Origin of the sequence: Mesorhizobium sp. LNJC405B00 (genome assembly GCF_000502615.1) — a bacterium.
GTDB lineage: Bacteria > Pseudomonadota > Alphaproteobacteria > Rhizobiales > Rhizobiaceae > Mesorhizobium.
This window is the reverse complement of the sequence record NZ_AYWC01000008.1, coordinates 164853-183431: the sequence shown is the minus strand read 5'-3', so window position 1 is coordinate 183431 and position 18579 is coordinate 164853. Positions and strand designations below refer to the sequence as shown.

The window sequence follows — 18579 nt, the reverse complement described above, 5'->3', positions numbered from 1 at the left end:
TGCCGGGATCAAAGGACAAAGCATGGCCCGCATCTACAAGACCCGCACCTGGCACGACGAACTCTCGCCCTCGATCGAGGAGATGGAGTTTCTGGCGCTGGAGGCTTACGCGCATCTGCCCGACGATTTCCGCAAGCTGACCGGCGAGATCGTCATCATGATCGCCGAATTCCCGACCGACGAGATCATGGACGATCTGTCGCTGGAGACACCGTTTGATCTGCTTGGCCTGTTCGAGGGCCGCGGCATCGCCGAGCGCTGGAACCCGCAGACCGGCGAAGGCCCGAACCGCATCACCCTCTACCGCCGCGCCATCCTCGACTATTGGGCCGAAAACGAAGAGACGCTGGGCGACATCGTCACCCACGTGCTGATCCACGAGATCGGCCACCATTTCGGCCTGTCGGATGATGATATGGAGAAAATCGAAGAGGCGGCGGAGTGAGGCTGCGCCGATATTCAGGTGAAGCCGGCCTGCGAACGGCAGCTTCCTGCGCTTCCGGTGCTCGCGTACTTTAAGTACGCTCCGCTCCGGTTCTCGGAAACCACTGTTCTCGGCTCGGCCTGACCTGAATCTCGACACAGCCTGCGTCCGTGCCTGGCAAAGCCTACCAGTCGCTCAGCTTGGTATCCGGCCCGTATTCCTGGCCGTCGATATCCTTCACCACCGCCTGGCCGCAGCGCATCGATTTGGTCTTCTTGTCGTAGGCGTAGGTCGGCGAGCCGTACAGGTGCCAGCCCTTGTTCAGCGCCGCGGTCACCTTGTGGCAGAAGGTTGAATCGTCGGGGGCGGACAAAAAGCGGTAAAGTCTCATGGATCAGATCCTGTCGTGAGTTCGTCTTTTCGGGGCGGATCATGCGCCGATGGCGGCGGCCTTCGCCAGCAATTTCTCGGCCTGCGCCAGGTGCAGCCGCTCGACCATCCTGCCGTTCAAAGCAATCACGCCCTTGCCGGCATTTTCCGGCAAGGCGAAGGCATCCTTCACCGCGCGCGCCTGGGCCAAGGCTTCGGGCGCGGGCGCAAAGGCTCGGTTGGCGGTTTCGATCTGGGCGGGGTGGATCAGCGTCTTGCCATCGAACCCCATGGCAGCGGCTTCCGTGCATTCGCGCGCAAACGCGTCGAGGTCGCGAAAATCGTTGGAGACGCCGTCGAGCATGTCGATGCCGCCGGCCCGCGCCGCCAGCACCATCTGCATCAGCCAAGGCACGAGGTAGCGCCGATCAGGCGTCGCCAGAATGCCGGTTTCCTTGACCAGATCGTTCGTTCCGGCCACGAAACAAGCTAGGCGCGAGGCCGGGTCGCGGCCGAGTTCGGCAATGGCGCCGATGTTGAGCATGGCCTTGGGCGTCTCGATCATCGCCCAGAGCTTGACGCTGTCGGGGGCAAAATTGTCGTCGAGCACGTCGCCGACTTCGAGGATATCGCGCGGCGTGGCGACCTTGGACAACAGGATGCCGTCGGGCTCGAATTTCGCCGCGGTCAGCAGGTCATCGTTGCCCCATTCGCTGGACAGCGCGTTGACGCGCACGATCATCTCGCAGCGGCGTTTCGGTCGGCTGGCGAAAATGCCGGCCAGTTTGTCCCGCGCGGCGATCTTGTCGGCGGGCGCGACGGCGTCTTCGAGGTCGATGATCACGGCATCGCAGGCCAGCGTCGCGATCTTGGCCAGCGCCTTGTCGTTGGAGGCGGGGACGTAAAGCACCGAGCGGCGCGGGCGGTAAGGTTCGCTTGTCATGGCCGATCTATGCCGCGTGGGGGCGGGTGAGGCAAGCGTCCGACCGGTACCTGATGACGAGCCAACTGCGAAAGCTTGCGCTGCCCCGCCCGTCCCGCAGCAGTTGCGGAAGGGGGGCCTTTCCTCTCCCCCGTCGATCGGGGGAGAGGTGTCGAGCGAAGCTCGACGGAGTGGGGGTCGACCCTTGGGCGTAACGCGAGCAATGCGCTCAGTGCCCTTCCGATGTCCGTTCGCGGCGACTGCCAGGTGGTTCCCCCACTCCGTCTCGGCTTCGCCGAGCTGTCCAGCCGATAGATGGGTAACACTTTGAACCGGATACATAGGTGACACTTCTCTCCCCCTATGCGTCCGCCGCAGCGCCAAGCGGATTGGTTGGCGCGGCGCTGCGGCGGACAAGCTTCATGTGCCGTGTGTCGATGATGCCGAGCGGGTGGGCATGGAATGAGAGTGTCCATTGTCCGTCTTCGGTCTCCAACGCAGCGACCGGTTCGCCCGCCAGCGCTTGCGAGACATATATGAAGCCGCCATTCCATCGGATCTCGCCATTGTGGCGCACGCGGCGGACCGAGGCCTCGGCCGGATAGACGGGCTCGGGTGGTGTCCTGGGCATGGCGCGCTGTGAGGACCGGTAGTGCTGGGCGGGCGTATCCATGCCCAGCGCCTCATGGGGACGTTCCTCATTGTAGCTTTGCCGGAAGGTCTCGAAGGCCTGGCCCTGTGCCGTTCGGTCGGCTTCCGGTGCCTCGGCCATCGGCAGCATGGTCAGGTGAAAGCGCTCGTGACGTCCGTTCTGCTGTGGCCTGCCGGGTGCGATCCGCTCCAGGGTGATGCCGAGCTTGATGAAGCGCACGACAAGCGGCGTCAGCCCGGTGACGCCGGCTGATGCGAAGGGCGGGCCATTGTCGCTTCTGAAGCGATCCGGCAGGCCATGCTCTTCAAACAGCCGCTCAAACACCGGCCAGGCTTCGCTATCGGCCGTCGACCCCGTCGCTTCGAGCGCCAGAGATAGCGGCTCGACGCATCCATCACCGTCAAGGGTTCGCAACGCCAGCCGTCGCGGGTCCGGAACCAGCCCTTGTGATCGCCAGTCCACACCGCGTTCGGTTCTTGCGGCTGTGGCCAGGGTCCATTGCCGCAGGCCCGCAGGCGGGGTCGCTTGCGGGCGCGGACAAGCCCATGCCGCGCAAGGATCGCGCCGACCGTCGAGGCTGAAGGCCACATGAACTCGGGAGCCGTGCGCCTGAGCCGTGCCACGATCTTCTTTGGACCCCAAAGCGGATGCAGCTCCTTGGCCGCCACAATCCGCTCAACCAGATCCTGAGCTGTCGCCCGGCCATGATTGAGCGGGGCTCGCGGCAGGTCGTGCAAACCCTCAGGCCCAAACGTCCGATAGCGTCCTAGCCATTTGTAGCCGTTCTTGCGTGAGATCCCGTAGGCCGCACAAAGCGCAACCATCGTCTCATCCCCAGAAAGACACTCCACAACAAACCGTAGCCGCTCGTCCATGATGCCAGTCTCTCGCCAAACCATCGCCGGTCCTCCGGCGAAGGAGAAAACTGTCACCCATGCTATCGGTCCATTCTGTTACCTATCTATCCAGTTCGGACAGCCGAGCCACCTCTCCCCCCTCCGGAGGGAGAGGAAAGGAGCCTGGCTGGGACAGCGCCAACGTCCGGAAAGATGGGGGGGAGCGCCCCGGCCGTAAGCACAGGTCCTGCACGAAAACTGCACATCCCTGCGGAAAACCTCCTCCGCTCCGCCCCGCCGTTTCCATGCGAGCCCGCGACAACAGCGGCATGCAACAGCGAAACGCTCACCTTTGGTCCTTGCCCTATCGCCTGCGCAGCGAAAGCTGGTGGTTGGTCGATCCGCCCCGGGCGGCGGCCCGCCCTTACCTGGAAGCGAGCCTGCTCCCTTTTATCCGCCCACCGGCCGAGCGGACCCAGCCCATCAGGAAAATCCGCGCATGACATCGTTTGCAAGCTTTTCCAGCCGCTTCGGCATCGCCGTCCTGCTCGTGGCGCTGGCGGATTTTTTCTTTTACGGCCAGCCCGCCGGGACCACGGTGCTGCTGTTTGCCATCCTGATCGCCGGCGCGGTGGTCGCTGTGCATCCTGCCGCGCTGAATTCCACCCGACCCTGGCTCAAGCCGGCCGCTTTGTTCGTCGCGCTGCTGCCGCTGGCCGAGAACGTCAGCCCGCTGTCGGTGGCGATAGCTGTCGTGGCGCTGGTGGTGTTTGCGCTGTCCCTGTCCGGGCGGCTACGGCACGGCATCGCCCGCATTGCCGGCCAGGTCGCGCTGTTCCTGCTGGCGGCGCCGCTGCGCCTTATCCGTGACTTTTTCCACTGGCGCCGCACGGTGCGCCGGCTTGGCGGCCGCCGCATCCGCCTGGCGTCCATCATCGTCTGGGTCATGCCGGTGACGCTGGGCGCGGTGTTCCTGTTCTTGTTCGGCGCCGCCAATCCGGTGATCGAATACTGGCTGTCGCTGATCGACCTGATGAAGCTGCTCGATCTCATCCAACTGGCGCGGATCGTCTTCTGGCTGTTCGTGATCGCCGGCGTCTGGGCTTTCCTGCGGCCTCGCCTGCCGCGTTTCCCGCGCCGCCTTCCACCTTTGACGCCGCCTGCAGCCGTGGCCGCACCGGCCGCGACTAAACCAGCGACAACGATCGAGGCCGTCGTCTTCGGCAAGGCCGCGGTCCTGCGCGCGCTGATCGTCTTCAACGCCTTGTTTGCGCTGCAGACCGGGCTCGACGCAGCCTATCTCTGGGGCGGGGCCGCCCTTCCCGACGGGTTGAGCTATGCCGCTTATGCCCATCGCGGCGCGTATCCGCTGATCGCCACGGCGCTGCTGGCCGCCGGCTTCGTGCTGGCGGCGCTGCGGCCGGGCAGCGAAACCTCAGGCGATCCGCTGATCCGCCGGCTGGTCTATGCCTGGGTGGCGCAGAACATCGTGCTGGTCATCTCGTCGATTCTCAGGCTCGATCTCTATATCGGCGTCTATGCACTGACCTACTGGCGCATCGCCGCCTTCGTCTGGATGGGGTTGGTGGCGTCAGGGCTTGCACTGATCATTGTCCGCATCGCGCTTGGAAAATCCAACGAATGGCTGCTCTCCGCCAATCTTGCGACGCTATCGGCGACGCTTTATGCCTGCTGCTTCATCAACTTCGCCGCAACGATCGCCAATTTCAATGTCGACCATTCCCTTGAAATGACCGGCGACGGCACGCCTATCGATACGGAATATCTGCGCTCGCTCGGCGCTGCCGCCATGCCGGCGCTGGACCGCCTCTACATGCACCAATTCGGAAACCAAACCACCTATCTGGCCGACCAAATGATGATCGACGACACTATCGCCGAGCAGAAGCAGTGGCGCGCCTGGAGCTTTCGCGGCTGGAGGCTCGTGCAGGTTCTCGACAAGAGAGGTCCGCTCGTGCTTCCTCCACCTACCCAGCCCTCGCAACCTTCAGTGCCGGACCGTTAGATCCATGCCGCATCAGATCCTGGTCGCCGACGACGATCCGCACATACGCGAGGTCATCTGCTTTGCGCTGGAAAAGGCCGGGATGAAGACGCAGGCCGTGTCCGACGGCGCCGCGGCCCTGCAGGCGATCGAGCGCCGCGTGCCCGACCTCGTCGTGCTCGACATCGGCATGCCGGAGATGGACGGGCTGGAAGTCTGCCGGCGGCTAAGGCAGCGCTCCGACGTGCCGGTTCTGTTCCTGTCCGCGCGCGACGAGGAAATCGACCGCATCCTCGGGCTCGAAATGGGCGGCGACGACTACGTGACGAAACCGTTCAGCCCGCGCGAACTGGTGGCGCGCGTGAACGTCATCCTGCGCCGCGCCCGCCCGGTGGCGCCCGACCCGGTCGACGACAAGAACTTCGCGCATGGCAAGCTCAGCCTGGTGCCGGCCAGCCACGGCGCCAGTTTCGACGGCAAGGCGCTGGCGCTGACGGCGATCGAATTCTCGATCCTGAAAGGATTTCTGGCGCGGCCGGCGCATGTGCTGGGGCGCGACCTGGTGGTCGCTAGCGCCTATGCCGCCAACATCCATGTCGCCGACCGTACCGTCGATAGCCACATCCGCAACATCCGCGCCAAGCTGGCGGCGGCAGGCTGTCTCGACGCCATCGAAACCGTGCATGGCGTCGGTTTCCGGCTTGGCCGATGCGGCGCCTGAGCGACGCCAAATGGATCGGCACCAAATGGCGGCCAAGGCTGGCCACGGTGGTCCTCGCCATCCTCATCATGGTGCTGGCGCTGCCGCTGGTCGGCTTGTTCTTCTTCCGGCTTTATGAAAACCAGCTGATCCGCCAGACCGAGGGCGAGTTGATCGCGCAAGGCGCCGTCATCGCCGCCATCTATGCGCAGAATATCAGTGACGCCGCCATTGCCCCGGAGAAGCTTGGGGTGCCGATGCAGGCTGACAGCGGCGAAGCCAGCCGCGGCGACGACACGCCTTACCAGCCGATCGAGCCTACCCTCGATCTCGCCTCCGACTATTTGCTGCCGACCCGGCCCGCCGGCGTCGCTGCCGCCACCGATCCGGCCTTTGCAGCGATCGGCGCGCGGCTGTCGGGCATTCTCGACACCACGCAGAAAACCACCCTGGCCGGCTTCCGGCTGCTTGACCCGCATGGCGTCGTCATTGCCGGGCGCGACGAGGTCGGCCTGTCGCTGGCCCTTGTAGAGGAGGTGCGCACCGCCCTTACCGGCCACTATGCCAGCGCGCTCAGGCAACGAATTCCCGACCAGCCGCCGCCGCCGCTCTATTCGGTCAGCCGGGGCACCAAGGTCCGCGTCTTCGTCGCCATGCCGATCGCGGTCGACGGCCATGTCGCCGGCGTGATCTACCTGTCTCGAACGCCGAACAACATCGTCAAGCATCTCTATGGCGAACGCGGCAAGGTGACGCTGGCGGCCATCGCCATGCTGTTCGGCACGCTGCTGATCGCGCTGGTCTTCCTGCGCACCGTCAGCCGGCCGCTCTACGCGCTGATGGAGCGCACGAGGCGCATCGCCGCCGGCGACCGCGACGCGATCCGGCCGCTCGACCATCACGGCACGCGCGAAATGGCCGAGCTGTCCGCCGCCTTCCTCGACATGGCCGAAAAGCTGCAGGCGCGCTCCGACTCGATCCAGACCTTTGCCACCCATGTCTCGCACGAGCTCAAATCGCCGCTGACGGCGATCCAGGGCGCGGCCGAACTCTTGCGCGATTCCGGCGAGGCGATGGACGCGGCAGAGCGCAAGCGGTTTTCCGGCAACATCGTCAACGATGCCGGAAGGCTCAATCTGCTGGTACGGCGCCTGCTCGATCTGGCGCGCGCGGAAAACCTGGCGCCGAGCGGCGAAAGCACATCGCTCGATGCGGCGCTGGCATTGCTGCCGGTGGACGGCAGGCTGGCTGTGACCATCGAGACGGGCGGCGAAACCGGTCTGCGCATCTCGGCCGAGAATGCGGCGATCGTGCTTGCCAACCTGATCGACAATTCCGCCAGGCACGGCGCGACCCAGGTTTTGCTGGCGGCTGCCAGCGCCGACGGCAAAGTGACGATTGCGATCAGCGATGATGGCGCCGGCATCTCGCCGAGCAACAGGGCGCGCATTTTCGAGCCGTTCTTCACCACGCGGCGCGAGTCCGGCGGCACCGGCCTGGGCCTCGGCATCGTGCTGGCCCTCCTGAAAGCGCATGATGGCACGATCGCGCTGGTTGACTCCAGGCGCGGCACGCGCTTCGAGATTTCCTTGCCAGCCGCGTGAGGGCTGGTGGATCGGAGAACAAAGTGCGCTACGACATCGTCATCATCGGCGGAGCCATCGTCGGCTCCTCGGTCGCCTACTACCTTCGCGAGGAAGGCTTTTCCGGCTCCATCGCGCTGATCGAACGCGACCCGCAATTCGCCCATGCGGCAACGACGCTGTCCATGGCCTCGATCCGTCAGCAATTCTCGATTCCGGAAAATATCCGGCTGTCGCAGTTCACGCTCAACCTGTTCCGGCGGCTGAAGGAGACCTTCGGCACCGACGCCGATATCGGTTTTCGCGAAGGCGGCTATCTCATCCTGGCCGGCGACGCCGGGTTGCCGATCCTGAAAGCCAACCACGAGGCGCAGGTCGCCGAGGGCGCCGACATTCTGCTCGAGGACGCCGACCAGCTGGCAAAGCGCTTTTCATGGCTGTCGACCGAAGGCATCAGCGCCGGCGCCTTCGGCCGTACCGGCGAGGGCTGGTTCGACGCTCATGCCATGTTGACGCTGTTTCGCAAGGCATTGCGTGACAGACAAATAGATTTCATCGCCGCCGACGTCACCGGCATTGAGAGGCAGGGCAACCGCGCCACCGGAGTGGACCTCGACAATGGCGAAAGACTGCAAGCCGGCATCGTCGTCAACGCCGCCGGGCCGAATGCCGGCAAGGTGGCCGGCATGGCGGGGCTCGTGCTGCCCGTCGAGCCGCGCAAGCGCAACGTTTTCGTCTTCGAGGCGCGGGAAAAATACGTCGACATGCCGCTGCTGGTCGACCCATCCGGCATCTATGTCCGGCCTGAAGGCTCGGTCTATCTCACCGGCGGCGCCGAACCGGAGGAGGGCGATGGCCCCGCCGACCCCAGGGATTTCGACGTCGACTGGCCGCTGTTCGAAGAGGTGATCTGGCCCGTGCTGGCAACCCGTATCCCTGCCTTCGAGGCGATCAAGCCGACACGCGCCTGGGCCGGCCACTACGACTACAACACGCTCGACCAGAATGCGGTGATCGGCCCGCATCCCGAGGTCGGCAATTTCATCTTCGCCAACGGATTTTCAGGCCACGGCCTGCAGCAGGCGCCGGCCGTCGGCAAGGCGCTGGCGGAGTTGTTGGTGCATGGCGGGTATCGGACGGTGGATTGCTCGGCGTTTGGGTACGCCAGAGTGGCTGAGGGAAGGGCGTTCCGGGAATTGAACGTGATTTGAGGCGGCAAAAGCTCACTGTCGAGTTCCCGCCCACCCCCCTCTGCCCTGCCGGGCATCTCCCCCGCAAGGGGGGAGATTGGCAGCTTCGGCGAAGGCGCCATTCTTGCAACGTCGGCGATTGGCGAAAGCGGTCGCGGCATCTGATCTCCCCCCTTGCGGGGGAGATGGCCGGCAGGCCAGAGGGGGGTGCTGTCCCGCGAGAGTCTAAGCAACCATCGCACTGACAGCCATCGCGTTGCCCAGTGCATGCCCGGCGGCCGTGTTGTCGAAAATGCCCCAGACCTCGGCACCGGAAGCGGCCGCTGCTTCCACTTGCCGCGCAAACCGGTCGAGCGTTTCGGCATCGTAACCCGAATGGTAGATGCGCGGCGCGCCGTGCCAGCGGAAATAGGCAAGGCCGGGCGAGCCACCCGGCCCTGCTGCCTCCGGAACCGAAGCCGGGTCGGCGGCGACCCGTGCGACCTGGTGACCGGCGAGCAGTGCGTCCGCCTCGGCACCGAACCAGCTGGGATGGCGCGGCTCGCATGCCAGCCTTGCCAGGCTACGCCTGCCCAACATGTCGAAGAAGCCGCCGGCGACCTCCGGCTCGAAGGGCAGGCTTGGCGGCAGCTGCACCAGAAGCACGCTCAGCTTTTCGCCGAGACCTTCGACCTGCCCGAGAAAGTCCTCTGTCAGCCCCTCGCAATCGGCGAGGCGATGCTCATGGGTCATGCTCTTCGGTGCCTTGACCGCGAAGCGGAAGTGCTCCGGCACGGCGTGCGCCCAGCGCTCATAGGTCTCGCGGCGGTGCGGTTTGTAGAAGGAGGTGTCGATTTCCACGACCGGAAAGCATTTTGCGTAACGTTCGAGATGCGACCCGGGCTGCGGAAAGTCAGCCTTGTATCGAGACGGAATTCCCCATCCGGCGGTGCCTATCAGAGATCGGCGATTTCCCATGCTGCGGATTTGGACCGGATGAAGCGCGGGTCAAGGGCGACAAGGAGGCGTTGCTCCGCGGGGTCCTGAACACCGTTCCGCATTGCCCGAGAACCTTGCCCGCCGCCCGGTCCCTATCGGCGATTGCTTCTGACGCGACGTCAGCCCTTGCGTGAGAACCAGAACGCGTCGGGCATGCGCTTCATGCCGATACGCTCATAGAAGCCGACGGCGTCAGGCATCGAGATCAGGCTGATGGCGACCGAAGGCCCAAGCTGCCGGCGGGCCTCGTCCATCAGGCCCTTGCCGATGCCGACGCCTTGCGCGGATTGCGACACGGCGAGCTCTGAGACGTAGCACACCCAGGAAAAATCGGTGATGGCCCTGATAACGCCGATCAGCGGCCTGCCTTCGATGTCGAGCCGCGCCGTGAGCACCAGGTTCGCGCCCGAAAGCATCGCCTGCAGCCGGGCGTCGTCATCGACGGGGCGTGTTTCGCCGAGCGTGGATTCGACCAGCACGCGGCGGAACTCGGCGACGTCGAGCTCAGGCTCCCTGGCATAGATAATCTTCGATTGTGCGGTCATGGGCGCAAGGTGCACCAACGGCAGCCGGTTTTAAAGACGTTTGCCGCCGATCTTTCGATCGGGCCGCGCACCAACAGTTGCCTTTTATTTGCCGGCGGCTTTGTGTAAACCGGGCGCAGCAAACCCTGACGCAACGAATTATCGATCAAGAACGGGCAAAAGCCATGGAAAAATTCACCAAGCTCACCGGCGTCGCCGCACCGATGCCGATCGTCAATGTCGACACCGACATGATCATCCCCAAGGATTATCTCAAGACGATCAAGCGCACCGGGCTCGGCAGCGGCCTGTTCGCCGAAATGCGCTACAAGGACGATGGCTCGGAAAACCCCGACTTCGTGCTCAACAAGCCAGCCTACCGCAAGGCGCAGATCCTGGTCGCCGGCGACAATTTCGGCTGCGGTTCGAGCCGCGAACACGCGCCGTGGGCGCTGCTCGATTTCGGCATTCGCTGCGTCATCTCGACCTCGTTCGCCGACATTTTCTACAACAACTGCTTCAAGAACGGCATCCTGCCGATCACCGTCAGCGCCGAAGACTTGGAGAAGCTGATGGACGACGCCTCGCGCGGCTCCAATGCGACGGTTTCGGTCGACCTCGAGGCCAAGGAAATCCGCGGCCCCGACGGCGGCGTGGTCACCTTCGACCTCGACGACTTCAAGCGCCACTGCCTGCTGAACGGTCTCGATGATATCGGCCTGACCATGGAGAAGGCCGGCGCCATCGCCTCGTTCGAGAAGAAGAACGCTGCCGAGCGTCCCTGGGCCTGAGTGGTACGAGATGGCCCGGCCGCCACAAAGCCGGGTTCGTGGCGGCTGAACGGAGGGGACAGTCATGACACGTTTTCTTCTTGCCGGCGCCTGCGCGCTGGCGTGGATGCTGATGCCGGTGGCCGGCGCGCAAGCACAGACCGACACGGTCCTCGTGCCGGCAGAAGATCCGTCCGCCGCCGATCCGGGCGCGTCGAGCAATGCGGCCCTGGCGGACGATGACAGCCAGGGGCCGGTCCCGTTCGAGGGCGGGCAGCTGACCATTACCGAGCCAGAGCAGGATGGCGAAAAGGTGCTGGCCTATGACGGCAAGCAGCTGGCCAGCAATTACGACGTGTTCTTCGACAGAACAGTCAAGGTCGGCGGCGTCAACGTGGCGCTGGTCGATGTCGGCGACGGCGGCAACCAGTGCGGCCCGGCCAAGGTCATCGTCTGGAAGCCGGAAGGCGGCGAGATACAAAGCCTCAAGCTCGAACAGGACGAATGCGGCGCGCCGCCGGCGGCGGTGGCCGACAACGCCATCTATTTCGTGCCGTATCTGTTGCCGGGCGATACGAAGCAAGCGCTGCAATGGTCACCCAGCGACGGGCTGACGATCTCGGGCGACCTGACCTACGCGCCGGAGCCGGGTACGGACTGGAAGGACGTCGATCCGGCCAAATACCAGAACATCATCGACGCCTTCCACAATGAGGCCGTCTACAAGGCGGCGCAGACGCTGCTCGGCGACACCATGCCCGACATGGCGACCAGCCTGCTGGTCGGCGGCGGCACCGAAAAGACGGCGTCGGGCGCCTTCTACGCCACCGGCTGCGTGCCGCACGCATGCGGCAGCAATGACGGTTTCATGGCGGTCGACCCGGCCAAGCACACGCTCTACTTCGCCCGCCGCGGCGACAATGGCGAGCCGCAGGCCTGGCCGCCGGTGGCGGACTGGCCGGCGGATGTGAAGGAAGCAATGGACAAGGCGCAGGAGTCGGGGAACTAGGGTTTGCGGCAGCGCGGCGAACACTCGGTGTTCATGCTTGTTCCGTCGCGATCCGTCACACCCCCCTCTGCCCTGCCGGGCATCTCCCGCTCAAGGGGGGAGATCAGACGTCACTCTGGCTTTCGCCAATCGCAAATGTGGAAAGCGAGAAAGGCGTCCGAACTGCTAATCTCCCCCCTTGAAGGGGAGATGGCCGGCAGGCCAGAGGGGGGTGCTGTCCCGCCGACGACCAAGATTTGCACCTGACTTGGCCCATGGCCTGGCCGGCCCTTTCCCTGCAAAGTGTCCGAAACCACAGCGAGGCTCCATGCGCACACTCATCTCCACCGGTTCGCCCTTCGAAAAAACCGCCGGCTATTCGCGCGCGGTGGTGCAGGGCGACTGGTGCTTCGTCTCGGGAACCACCGGCTACGACTATGCGACGATGGCCATGCCGGAAACGGTGGAGGCGCAGACGCGCAATTGCCTGGCGACCATCGCCGAGGCGCTGAGGGATGGCGGCTTCGACATGGCCGATGTGGTGCGGGCGCATTACTACATCACCGACCAGGCCTTCGTGGACGTGGTCTTCCCCATCCTCGGCGAGGCTTTCGGCGAGATCAGGCCGGCGGCGACGATGATCGTGTGCCAGCTCAACAAGCCGGAAATGAAGATCGAGATCGAAGTCACGGCGCTGCGGCGTACGGCTTGAGGAGGCAAAGCCATGACGGTCCGGCGCATCGTGGCCAATATCGGGACACCAGACGCGGCAGCGGCGAAACGCTTCTATCAGGACGTGCTTGGCCTCGATGTGCTGATGGATCAGGGCTGGATCGTCACCTTAGGCTCCGACGCACGGATGCAGGTGCAGATCAGCTTCATGGCCCAGGGCGGCTCCGGCACGCCGGTGCCGGACCTCTCCATCGAGGTCGACGATGTCGATGCGGCGCTGCAACGCATGAAGGCCGCCGGCTTTGCCATCGAGTATGGTCCCGCCGACGAACCCTGGGGCGTACGGCGGTTTTATGTGCGCGATCCGTTCGGCCGGTTGGTGAATATTTTGTCGCACAAGTGATTTGTTCCTCTCCCCCGCCTCTGGCCACGGCGAGGAACCCAGGTCTTGAGACGCGGGCGCCGTCGTAGCGTTCTTCATCCCCTTGCGCCGCAAGCTCTTGGCGTTTAGCAAGGCCGCGGTTTCTCCAAACAGTGTTGGGACGGTTCTCCATGGCTTCGAAAAATCTTCTCCTGCTCGCCGGCGACGGCATCGGCCCCGAGGCGATGGCCGAGGTGAAGAAGCTGATCGCGGCCATGAACGCAAAGCTCGGCAGCGGTTTTGCCACTGATGAAGGCTTGGTCGGCGGCTGTGCCTACGACGCGCATGGCGCGGCGATTTCGGATGCCGACATGGCAAAGGCGATGGCTGCGGACGCCGTGCTGTTCGGCGCCGTCGGCGGGCCGAAATGGGACAAGGTGCCTTACGAGGTGCGTCCCGAGGCCGGGTTGCTACGGCTGCGCAAGGATATGGAGCTGTTCGCCAATCTCCGGCCCGCCATCTGCTATCCGGCGCTGGCCGCGTCGTCCTCGCTGAAGCAGGAAGTCGTCGAGGGCCTCGACATATTGATCGTGCGCGAGCTTACCGGCGGCGTCTATTTCGGCGAGCCGAAGCAGATCATCGATCTCGGCAACGGCCAGAAGCGCGGGATCGACACGCAGGTCTACGACACGTTCGAGATCGAGCGGATTTCGGGCGTCGCCTTCGAGCTGGCGCGCACGCGCAAGAACCACGTGACATCGATGGAAAAGCGCAACGTCATGAAATCCGGCGTGCTGTGGAACGAGGTCGTCACCCAGACCCAGAAGACTCGCTATGCCGACGTCAAGCTCGACCACATGCTGGCCGATGCCGGCGGCATGCAGTTGGTGCGCTGGCCAAAGCAGTTCGACGTCATCGTCACCGACAATCTGTTCGGCGACATGCTGTCCGACATCGCCGCCATGCTGACCGGATCGATCGGCATGCTGCCGTCGGCCTCGCTCGGCGCGCCCGATGTGAAGACCAGGAAGCGCAAGGCGCTGTACGAGCCGGTGCATGGCTCGGCGCCCGACATTGCCGGACAGGGCATCGCCAACCCGATCGCCATGATCGCGTCGTTTGCCATGTGCATGCGATATTCCTTCGGCATGGTCGATGAGGCCGACAAGCTCGAAGGCGCAATAGCCGCCGTGCTCGACGACGGGCTCCGGACGAAGGATATTTTGTCCGAGGGCATGACCGAAGTCGGCACTGTCGCAATGGGCGATGCCATCATCGCCAAGTTCCTGGCTTAGCGGCCGACTCAGCGGATCTCGCCGGCCAGCCGTTTCAGCAGGCCGACGAGTTGCGCCTCATCCACGGTTGAGAAAAAAGCAGCGTCGGCGGCTTCGACGGCGACGATAGCGCGCTGGACTGCGGCCGTCCCCGTCGTGGAGACGCGGATCACCTTGGCGCGGGAATCCCGCGGGTCGGTGTCCCGCACAATCAGTCCCTTTGCCTCAAGCCGGGCGACGACGTCCGACGTCATCTTCACCTCGGTGCCGGCCTGGGCGGCGAGTTGGACCTGGTTGGGCGGCTCGCCATATCGGCCGAGCCACATCGCCGAAGCCAGCAGCACGAACTGGACATGGGTAAGGTCAAGCGGGGCCAGCGCCGCCGTCATGACGCGCTGCCAGCGCATGGTGGTTCGCCAGAGCAGCAAGCCGGGGCTCTCGGATGGTCCGCTGAAGCGCGTGTTCAGATCCCCTTGATCAGCCACCGTTCGCCAACACCATTGCCTGCTCGAACAGTTTAGCCATCGAAGTGTCGAAATCGCCGCTGATCTGCGGCCCGAGCTCTGGTCCGACCTCGGCGGCCGATGGGCCGGAAATCTCGAGGCGATGAGTCACTTGAGTGCCACCCTCGACCGGCGTCAGCGTATGCCTGAACAGCAGTTTCGTGTCGCCGAACGAGGTCTCGTCGGCATAGGTTACAGCGTCGACGAGGTCGACGATCGTCGATTCGAAGGTGTCCTGCCCGACGGGCGTTACAGAGACGCGGGTGCCCTTGGCGAACGGGCCGTGCAGCACGAAGGTATCGGAGCCTTCGTAGGTGAGGCGGCCTTCGTGCAGCGCCTTGAGCGCGTTCCAGATGGCCTGCGCCGAAAGGGGGGAAATTGCGGTGTACTCGTTGGTCCACATTTGTCTTGGCTCCATCATCCGTTTCCGATCGTCGATTTGATGATTGCACAGATTGTCTGTGCACAGACTAAATGGCAAGAGAAATATTTCGTTCGTTCGGTCAAAACAGCAGCTGCCTTCCCGGCTGCGACTAAGCCATTGTTATAGCACGGCTGTCCGCAAACAGCCGGCTGCTCATTTCTTGGTGCGGGTCTAGGCTCCGCCTCCTCTAGGCACCGGCCCCCACTGGTTTTCGTGGGCCTGGGTCGGGATCAATCCGAGTATCAGCGCGAGGATCAGCGTAGCCGGAGCGAACATGAAGGTGATTGCGAAGTAAGGTATTGCCAGCCAGCCGGTCAGGCCGATGTCGTGCAAGCGGCGCACGACGAGCCCGACCCAGGGCAGGAACGTCGCTAGCCAAAACAGCCCCCAGACGCCGATCATCACAATCGGCCAGTTGCCGGCATCGAAATTGCCGACGGCCTGGTCGGCGAGGGCGCCGGCAATTCCGACCAGGATGAAGCTGACGGTCCAGAACAGGCAGTAGCCCCAGAATTCCTTGCGGCGGGCGCGTTCGGCGAAGTTGATGTAGTTGCGCGTCACGCCTCGCCAGAAATAACCCGGCAGTCCGCTATCGCGAACCGCGCCGTCTTCCGCCAGGCGGCCGAAATGCTGTGGGGCGGCTGAAGCGGCAGCCGCCTTGGGCGGCGCGGCGCTTGCCGCTGGCGCAGCGGTGGCGGGACTGGCGGGCTGGGCGCGGATTGAAAAAACGTCGCGCGCCTGACCGCTTGCCGGCAGAAACTCGACCACAGCGCCGTTCGCGATCACGGTATCACGGCGCAGATCCTCGCGCGCGAAGGTGTAGCGGTTGCCGTCCGCCCCGGTGATGAAGCCGAAACCCTGGGCCTCGTCATAGTGAAGAACTTCGCCGCGCATTTAGCCTCGCCCCCGTGCAGGCACAGACTGTTCAAAGTTGCGGCGGACTGCAAGGGGGTGGACGAAATGGAGGGCGAACGGTTCAGGCATGAGTTGCTTTATTTTCCGGTGCGTTGGCGCTGCCCCTCACCTGCCTGCCGGCATCCTCTCCCCGTATAGTGGCGGGGAGAGGGGTCGCTGTTATCGACGATTCCGCCAATCGCCAACGTTGCAAGAGAGCGCCAAGGCTGCGGTCAGCCCTTTCTCCCCGTCACTATACGGGGAGAAACGCCCGGCAGGGCAATGAGGGGCAGCGCCTACATCTGTAATTGGCCGATAAGAGCCTCAAACCGGCCGCTTCTTCGGTTTCTTGTTCTTCGGCGGTCCAGCCTTGTCGAATTTCGGTTTCCCGGCCCAAGGCTTTGCATCGCCGGGGGGCCGTTCCCGCTTCTCGAATTTCGGCTTGTGTGCGCTTTGCGGCGCCTCGAACGGGCGCTTGCCGCGATGCGGCTTCTTGTCGGGCTTCGGCGCCTGGTAGCCGGCCCGCGACAGGTCGGGCGTGCCGTCCAGGCGCTTCACCGCAATGTTGCCCTGCAATTTCTTGTCGGGGCCGACGGCGGCGAGGAAGCGATCGGCCCAGTCGGCCGCGATCTGCACGTAGGTCTCATCCTGCTGCATCTTGATGGAGCCGATCTCGCGCTTGGAGATGTTGCCGGTGCGGCACAGCATCGGGATCAGCCAGCNTGCTGCATCTTGATGGAGCCGATCTCGCGCTTGGAGATGTTGCCGGTGCGGCACAGCATCGGGATCAGCCAGCGCGGCTCGGCATTTTGCTTGCGCCCGATCGACAGCGAGAACCAGACACTGTCGCCGAAGTCGTCGCGCCGGCTTGGCGCTTCATCGCGGCGCTCGAATTTTTCGCCCGCCGGTTTGTCACGCGAAGGCGTGAACGGTGCGACATCCGTAAGCTCCTCGGGCGCCGAGCGGCTGGCGCGGCATTGGCGCACGAAGGCGGCCGCAATCTGTTCGGCGCCATGCCTGGCCAGAAGCGTGTCGACGAAACCGCGCTCGTCCTCGGCTACCGGCTCGTCGAAGACTGGATCGGCAAGGATGCGCTCGTCATCGCGCTTGATCACGTCGTCGGCCGAGGGCGGGCTCGCCCATGTCGCCTTCAGCCCTGCATTCTGCAGCAGGCGCTCGGTGCGCTTGCGGGCGCCGTTGGGCACGATCAGCGCGCTGACACCCTTGCGGCCGGCGCGGCCGGTACGGCCGCTGCGATGCAGCAGCGTTTCGGGATTGGTCGGCAGATCGGCATGGATGACCAGTTCGAGATTGGGCAGGTCGATGCCGCGCGCGGCGACATCCGTGGCGATGCAGACTTTGGCGCGTCCGTCGCGCATCGCCTGCAGCGCGTGGGTGCGTTCGTTCTGGCTGAGCTCGCCCGACAGTGCGACGACGGAAAAATTGCGGTTGTTGAAGCGTGCCGTCAGATGATTGACGGCGGCGCGGGTGTTGCAGAACACCAGCGCGTTCTTCGCCTCGTAAAAGCGCAGCACGTTGATGATGGCGTTCTCGCGGTCGGGATAGGCGACATTCAGCGCCCGGTATTCGATATCGAGATGCTGCTTTTCCTCGCCGCCGGCCGAGATGCGTACGGCGTCGCGCTGATAGCCTTGCGCCAGCGTGGCGATCGAGCGCGGCACGGTGGCCGAAAACATCAGCGTGCGGCGCTGAGCCGGTGCGGCATCGAGGATGAATTCGAGGTCCTCGCGAAAGCCGAGGTCGAGCATCTCGTCGGCCTCGTCCAGCACCACGGCTTTCAGCGCCGACATGTCGAGGGAGTTGCGGGTGATGTGGTCGCGCAGGCGGCCGGGCGTGCCGACGACGATGTGGGCGCCGCGCTCCAGCACGCGCCGTTCGGAGCGCATGTCCATGCCGCCGACGCAGGACGCGACGGTGGCGCCGGTCGGCGCGTAGAGCCATTGCAATTCGCGCATCACCTGCAAAGCGAGCTCGCGCGTCGGCGCCACGGCCAGCGCCAGCGGTGCGCCAGCCTGGTCAAAACGTTCGGCGCTTCCAAGAAGGGTCGGCGCCAAAGCGAGGCCGAAGGCGACGGTCTTGCCTGAGCCGGTCTGCGCCGACACCAGAGCGTCGGACTCGCCGAGCTCCAGCACGGCCTTCTGCACTGGCGTCAGCTCGGTATAGCCGCGTTTTTCCAGCGCTTCTGCCAGCGCAGGAACAATAGCTTCGAAATTGGACATCTCACTCTTTCGGAATTCAGGGTCTGGGCTCATCATGGAGCACATGCCGGGGCTGACGCACGCCAGCCAAACACTATTTGGGCGTTCGTACTTCTTGCGGCCGCTATTGTACAGGGCAGGCGTGTGCCTGGCCGCAATTGACTCCTGACGCAAACCGCGTAAAAGCCGGCATCGAACGGGATCATTTTCGATGCGCGGCCTTCTGATGGCTCTTCTTGCATTCGACTTCCCCGGCCACAATCATGGGGCCGGGCGCGTTGGCGCGTCTTA

General features: G+C 64.4%; 18 protein-coding genes and 2 pseudogenes. 10 read left to right on the top strand and 10 right to left on the bottom strand.

The features are described from left to right. Positions 1 to 22 precede the first annotated feature (22 nt). Positions 23 to 445: a metallopeptidase family protein gene (locus X756_RS148875; protein ID WP_023702572.1), complete on the top strand. Its 423-nt coding sequence runs from the start codon at positions 23 to 25 to the stop codon at positions 443 to 445. 163 nt (positions 446 to 608) lie between these two features. Here the strand turns inward: X756_RS148875 and X756_RS148880 are convergent, their stop codons facing one another. The 4 genes and pseudogenes from X756_RS148880 to X756_RS1000000169925 all read right to left on the bottom strand — a co-directional run. Continuing rightward, positions 609 to 815 carry a DUF1737 domain-containing protein gene (locus X756_RS148880; RefSeq protein WP_023673921.1) on the bottom strand — a complete coding sequence of 69 codons (207 nt, stop codon included), beginning with the start codon at positions 813 to 815 and terminating at the stop codon, positions 609 to 611. Positions 816 to 854: 39 nt separating this feature from the next. Continuing rightward, a complete protein-coding gene (locus X756_RS148885; RefSeq protein WP_023730282.1) occupies positions 855 to 1736 on the bottom strand; it encodes a CoA ester lyase in 882 nt (293 codons plus the stop codon). A gap of 340 nt (positions 1737 to 2076) precedes the next feature. Next, positions 2077 to 2829, bottom strand: coding sequence for an integrase core domain-containing protein (locus X756_RS1000000169930; protein ID WP_245264526.1), 753 nt, complete (start codon positions 2827 to 2829; stop codon positions 2077 to 2079). A gap of 152 nt (positions 2830 to 2981) precedes the next feature. Then, positions 2982 to 3191 (bottom strand): annotated as a pseudogene (locus X756_RS1000000169925) (helix-turn-helix domain-containing protein); the annotation flags it as partial. A gap of 511 nt (positions 3192 to 3702) precedes the next feature. Between X756_RS1000000169925 and X756_RS148890 the strand changes: the two are divergent. The 4 genes from X756_RS148890 to X756_RS148905 are packed head-to-tail and all read left to right on the top strand — an operon-like array spanning position 3703 to position 8702. Continuing rightward, positions 3703 to 5229, top strand: a complete 1527-nt coding sequence (locus tag X756_RS148890; protein ID WP_023730281.1) for a DUF4173 domain-containing protein — start codon at positions 3703 to 3705, stop codon at positions 5227 to 5229. Between the two features lie 4 nt (positions 5230 to 5233). Next, positions 5234 to 5929 (top strand): response regulator transcription factor, encoded by a 696-nt coding sequence (locus tag X756_RS148895; protein WP_023730280.1) that lies wholly within the window; start codon positions 5234 to 5236, stop codon positions 5927 to 5929. Beyond that, the gene (locus X756_RS148900) at positions 5917 to 7512 is read left to right on the top strand and encodes a HAMP domain-containing sensor histidine kinase (protein ID WP_023730279.1); all 1596 of its coding nucleotides are present in this window, start codon (positions 5917 to 5919) and stop codon (positions 7510 to 7512) included. The genes X756_RS148895 and X756_RS148900 overlap by 13 nt, the downstream gene beginning before the upstream one ends. Before the next feature lie 23 nt (positions 7513 to 7535). Further along, positions 7536 to 8702, top strand: coding sequence for an FAD-binding oxidoreductase (locus X756_RS148905; RefSeq protein WP_023730278.1), 1167 nt, complete (start codon positions 7536 to 7538; stop codon positions 8700 to 8702). A gap of 204 nt (positions 8703 to 8906) precedes the next feature. Here the strand turns inward: X756_RS148905 and X756_RS148910 are convergent, their stop codons facing one another. Both X756_RS148910 and X756_RS148915 read right to left on the bottom strand, forming a co-directional pair. Continuing rightward, a complete protein-coding gene (locus X756_RS148910; protein WP_023730277.1) occupies positions 8907 to 9638 on the bottom strand; it encodes a DUF72 domain-containing protein in 732 nt (243 codons plus the stop codon). A gap of 140 nt (positions 9639 to 9778) precedes the next feature. After that, positions 9779 to 10204, bottom strand: coding sequence for a GNAT family N-acetyltransferase (locus tag X756_RS148915; protein ID WP_023730276.1), 426 nt, complete (start codon positions 10202 to 10204; stop codon positions 9779 to 9781). Positions 10205 to 10368: 164 nt separating this feature from the next. Between X756_RS148915 and leuD the strand changes: the two genes are divergently transcribed. From leuD to leuB, 5 genes are all read left to right on the top strand, one after another. Further along, positions 10369 to 10974, top strand: a complete 606-nt coding sequence (gene leuD / locus X756_RS148920) for a 3-isopropylmalate dehydratase small subunit (RefSeq protein ID WP_023730275.1) — start codon at positions 10369 to 10371, stop codon at positions 10972 to 10974. A 64-nt stretch (positions 10975 to 11038) separates the two neighbouring features. Further along, complete coding sequence (locus tag X756_RS148925; RefSeq protein ID WP_023730274.1) at positions 11039 to 11962, top strand: hypothetical protein; 924 nt, start codon at positions 11039 to 11041, stop codon at positions 11960 to 11962. A gap of 307 nt (positions 11963 to 12269) precedes the next feature. Beyond that, positions 12270 to 12653, top strand: a complete 384-nt coding sequence (locus X756_RS148930) for a RidA family protein (protein WP_023702580.1) — start codon at positions 12270 to 12272, stop codon at positions 12651 to 12653. A 12-nt stretch (positions 12654 to 12665) separates the two neighbouring features. Next, complete coding sequence (locus tag X756_RS148935) at positions 12666 to 13016, top strand: VOC family protein (protein WP_023683821.1); 351 nt, start codon at positions 12666 to 12668, stop codon at positions 13014 to 13016. A gap of 149 nt (positions 13017 to 13165) precedes the next feature. Beyond that, positions 13166 to 14269, top strand: a complete 1104-nt coding sequence (gene leuB, locus X756_RS148940) for a 3-isopropylmalate dehydrogenase (protein WP_023683822.1) — start codon at positions 13166 to 13168, stop codon at positions 14267 to 14269. Positions 14270 to 14277: 8 nt separating this feature from the next. On the opposite strand, the gene X756_RS148945 is transcribed toward leuB, so the two are convergent. From X756_RS148945 to X756_RS01000000165655, 4 genes and pseudogenes are all read right to left on the bottom strand, one after another. Continuing rightward, complete coding sequence (locus X756_RS148945) at positions 14278 to 14655, bottom strand: MarR family transcriptional regulator (RefSeq protein WP_023683823.1); 378 nt, start codon at positions 14653 to 14655, stop codon at positions 14278 to 14280. Between the two features lie 70 nt (positions 14656 to 14725). Further along, the gene (locus X756_RS148950) at positions 14726 to 15154 is read right to left on the bottom strand and encodes a polyketide cyclase (RefSeq protein ID WP_023708789.1); all 429 of its coding nucleotides are present in this window, start codon (positions 15152 to 15154) and stop codon (positions 14726 to 14728) included. Between the two features lie 192 nt (positions 15155 to 15346). Beyond that, complete coding sequence (locus X756_RS148955; protein ID WP_023730273.1) at positions 15347 to 16069, bottom strand: DUF805 domain-containing protein; 723 nt, start codon at positions 16067 to 16069, stop codon at positions 15347 to 15349. A 324-nt stretch (positions 16070 to 16393) separates the two neighbouring features. Beyond that, positions 16394 to 18309 (bottom strand): annotated as a pseudogene (locus X756_RS01000000165655) (DEAD/DEAH box helicase). Positions 18310 to 18579 lie beyond the last annotated feature (270 nt).

Excerpts from the sequence above, each read along its gene's own strand:
- X756_RS148875 (WP_023702572.1), top strand. The coding sequence starts at position 23 with ATGGCCCGCATCTACAAGACCCGCACCTGGCACGACGAACTCTCGCCC.
- X756_RS148880 (WP_023673921.1), bottom strand. The coding sequence starts at position 815 with ATGAGACTTTACCGCTTTTTGTCCGCCCCCGACGATTCAACCTTCTGC.
- X756_RS148885 (WP_023730282.1), bottom strand. The coding sequence starts at position 1,736 with ATGACAAGCGAACCTTACCGCCCGCGCCGCTCGGTGCTTTACGTCCCC.
- X756_RS148890 (WP_023730281.1), top strand. The coding sequence starts at position 3,703 with ATGACATCGTTTGCAAGCTTTTCCAGCCGCTTCGGCATCGCCGTCCTG.
- X756_RS148895 (WP_023730280.1), top strand. The coding sequence starts at position 5,234 with ATGCCGCATCAGATCCTGGTCGCCGACGACGATCCGCACATACGCGAG.
- X756_RS148900 (WP_023730279.1), top strand. The coding sequence starts at position 5,917 with ATGCGGCGCCTGAGCGACGCCAAATGGATCGGCACCAAATGGCGGCCA.
- X756_RS148910 (WP_023730277.1), bottom strand. The coding sequence starts at position 9,638 with ATGGGAAATCGCCGATCTCTGATAGGCACCGCCGGATGGGGAATTCCG.
- X756_RS148915 (WP_023730276.1), bottom strand. The coding sequence starts at position 10,204 with ATGACCGCACAATCGAAGATTATCTATGCCAGGGAGCCTGAGCTCGAC.
- leuD (WP_023730275.1), top strand. The coding sequence starts at position 10,369 with ATGGAAAAATTCACCAAGCTCACCGGCGTCGCCGCACCGATGCCGATC.
- X756_RS148925 (WP_023730274.1), top strand. The coding sequence starts at position 11,039 with ATGACACGTTTTCTTCTTGCCGGCGCCTGCGCGCTGGCGTGGATGCTG.
- X756_RS148930 (WP_023702580.1), top strand. The coding sequence starts at position 12,270 with ATGCGCACACTCATCTCCACCGGTTCGCCCTTCGAAAAAACCGCCGGC.
- X756_RS148935 (WP_023683821.1), top strand. The coding sequence starts at position 12,666 with ATGACGGTCCGGCGCATCGTGGCCAATATCGGGACACCAGACGCGGCA.
- leuB (WP_023683822.1), top strand. The coding sequence starts at position 13,166 with ATGGCTTCGAAAAATCTTCTCCTGCTCGCCGGCGACGGCATCGGCCCC.
- X756_RS148945 (WP_023683823.1), bottom strand. The coding sequence starts at position 14,655 with ATGCGCTGGCAGCGCGTCATGACGGCGGCGCTGGCCCCGCTTGACCTT.
- X756_RS148950 (WP_023708789.1), bottom strand. The coding sequence starts at position 15,154 with ATGTGGACCAACGAGTACACCGCAATTTCCCCCCTTTCGGCGCAGGCC.
- X756_RS148955 (WP_023730273.1), bottom strand. The coding sequence starts at position 16,069 with ATGCGCGGCGAAGTTCTTCACTATGACGAGGCCCAGGGTTTCGGCTTC.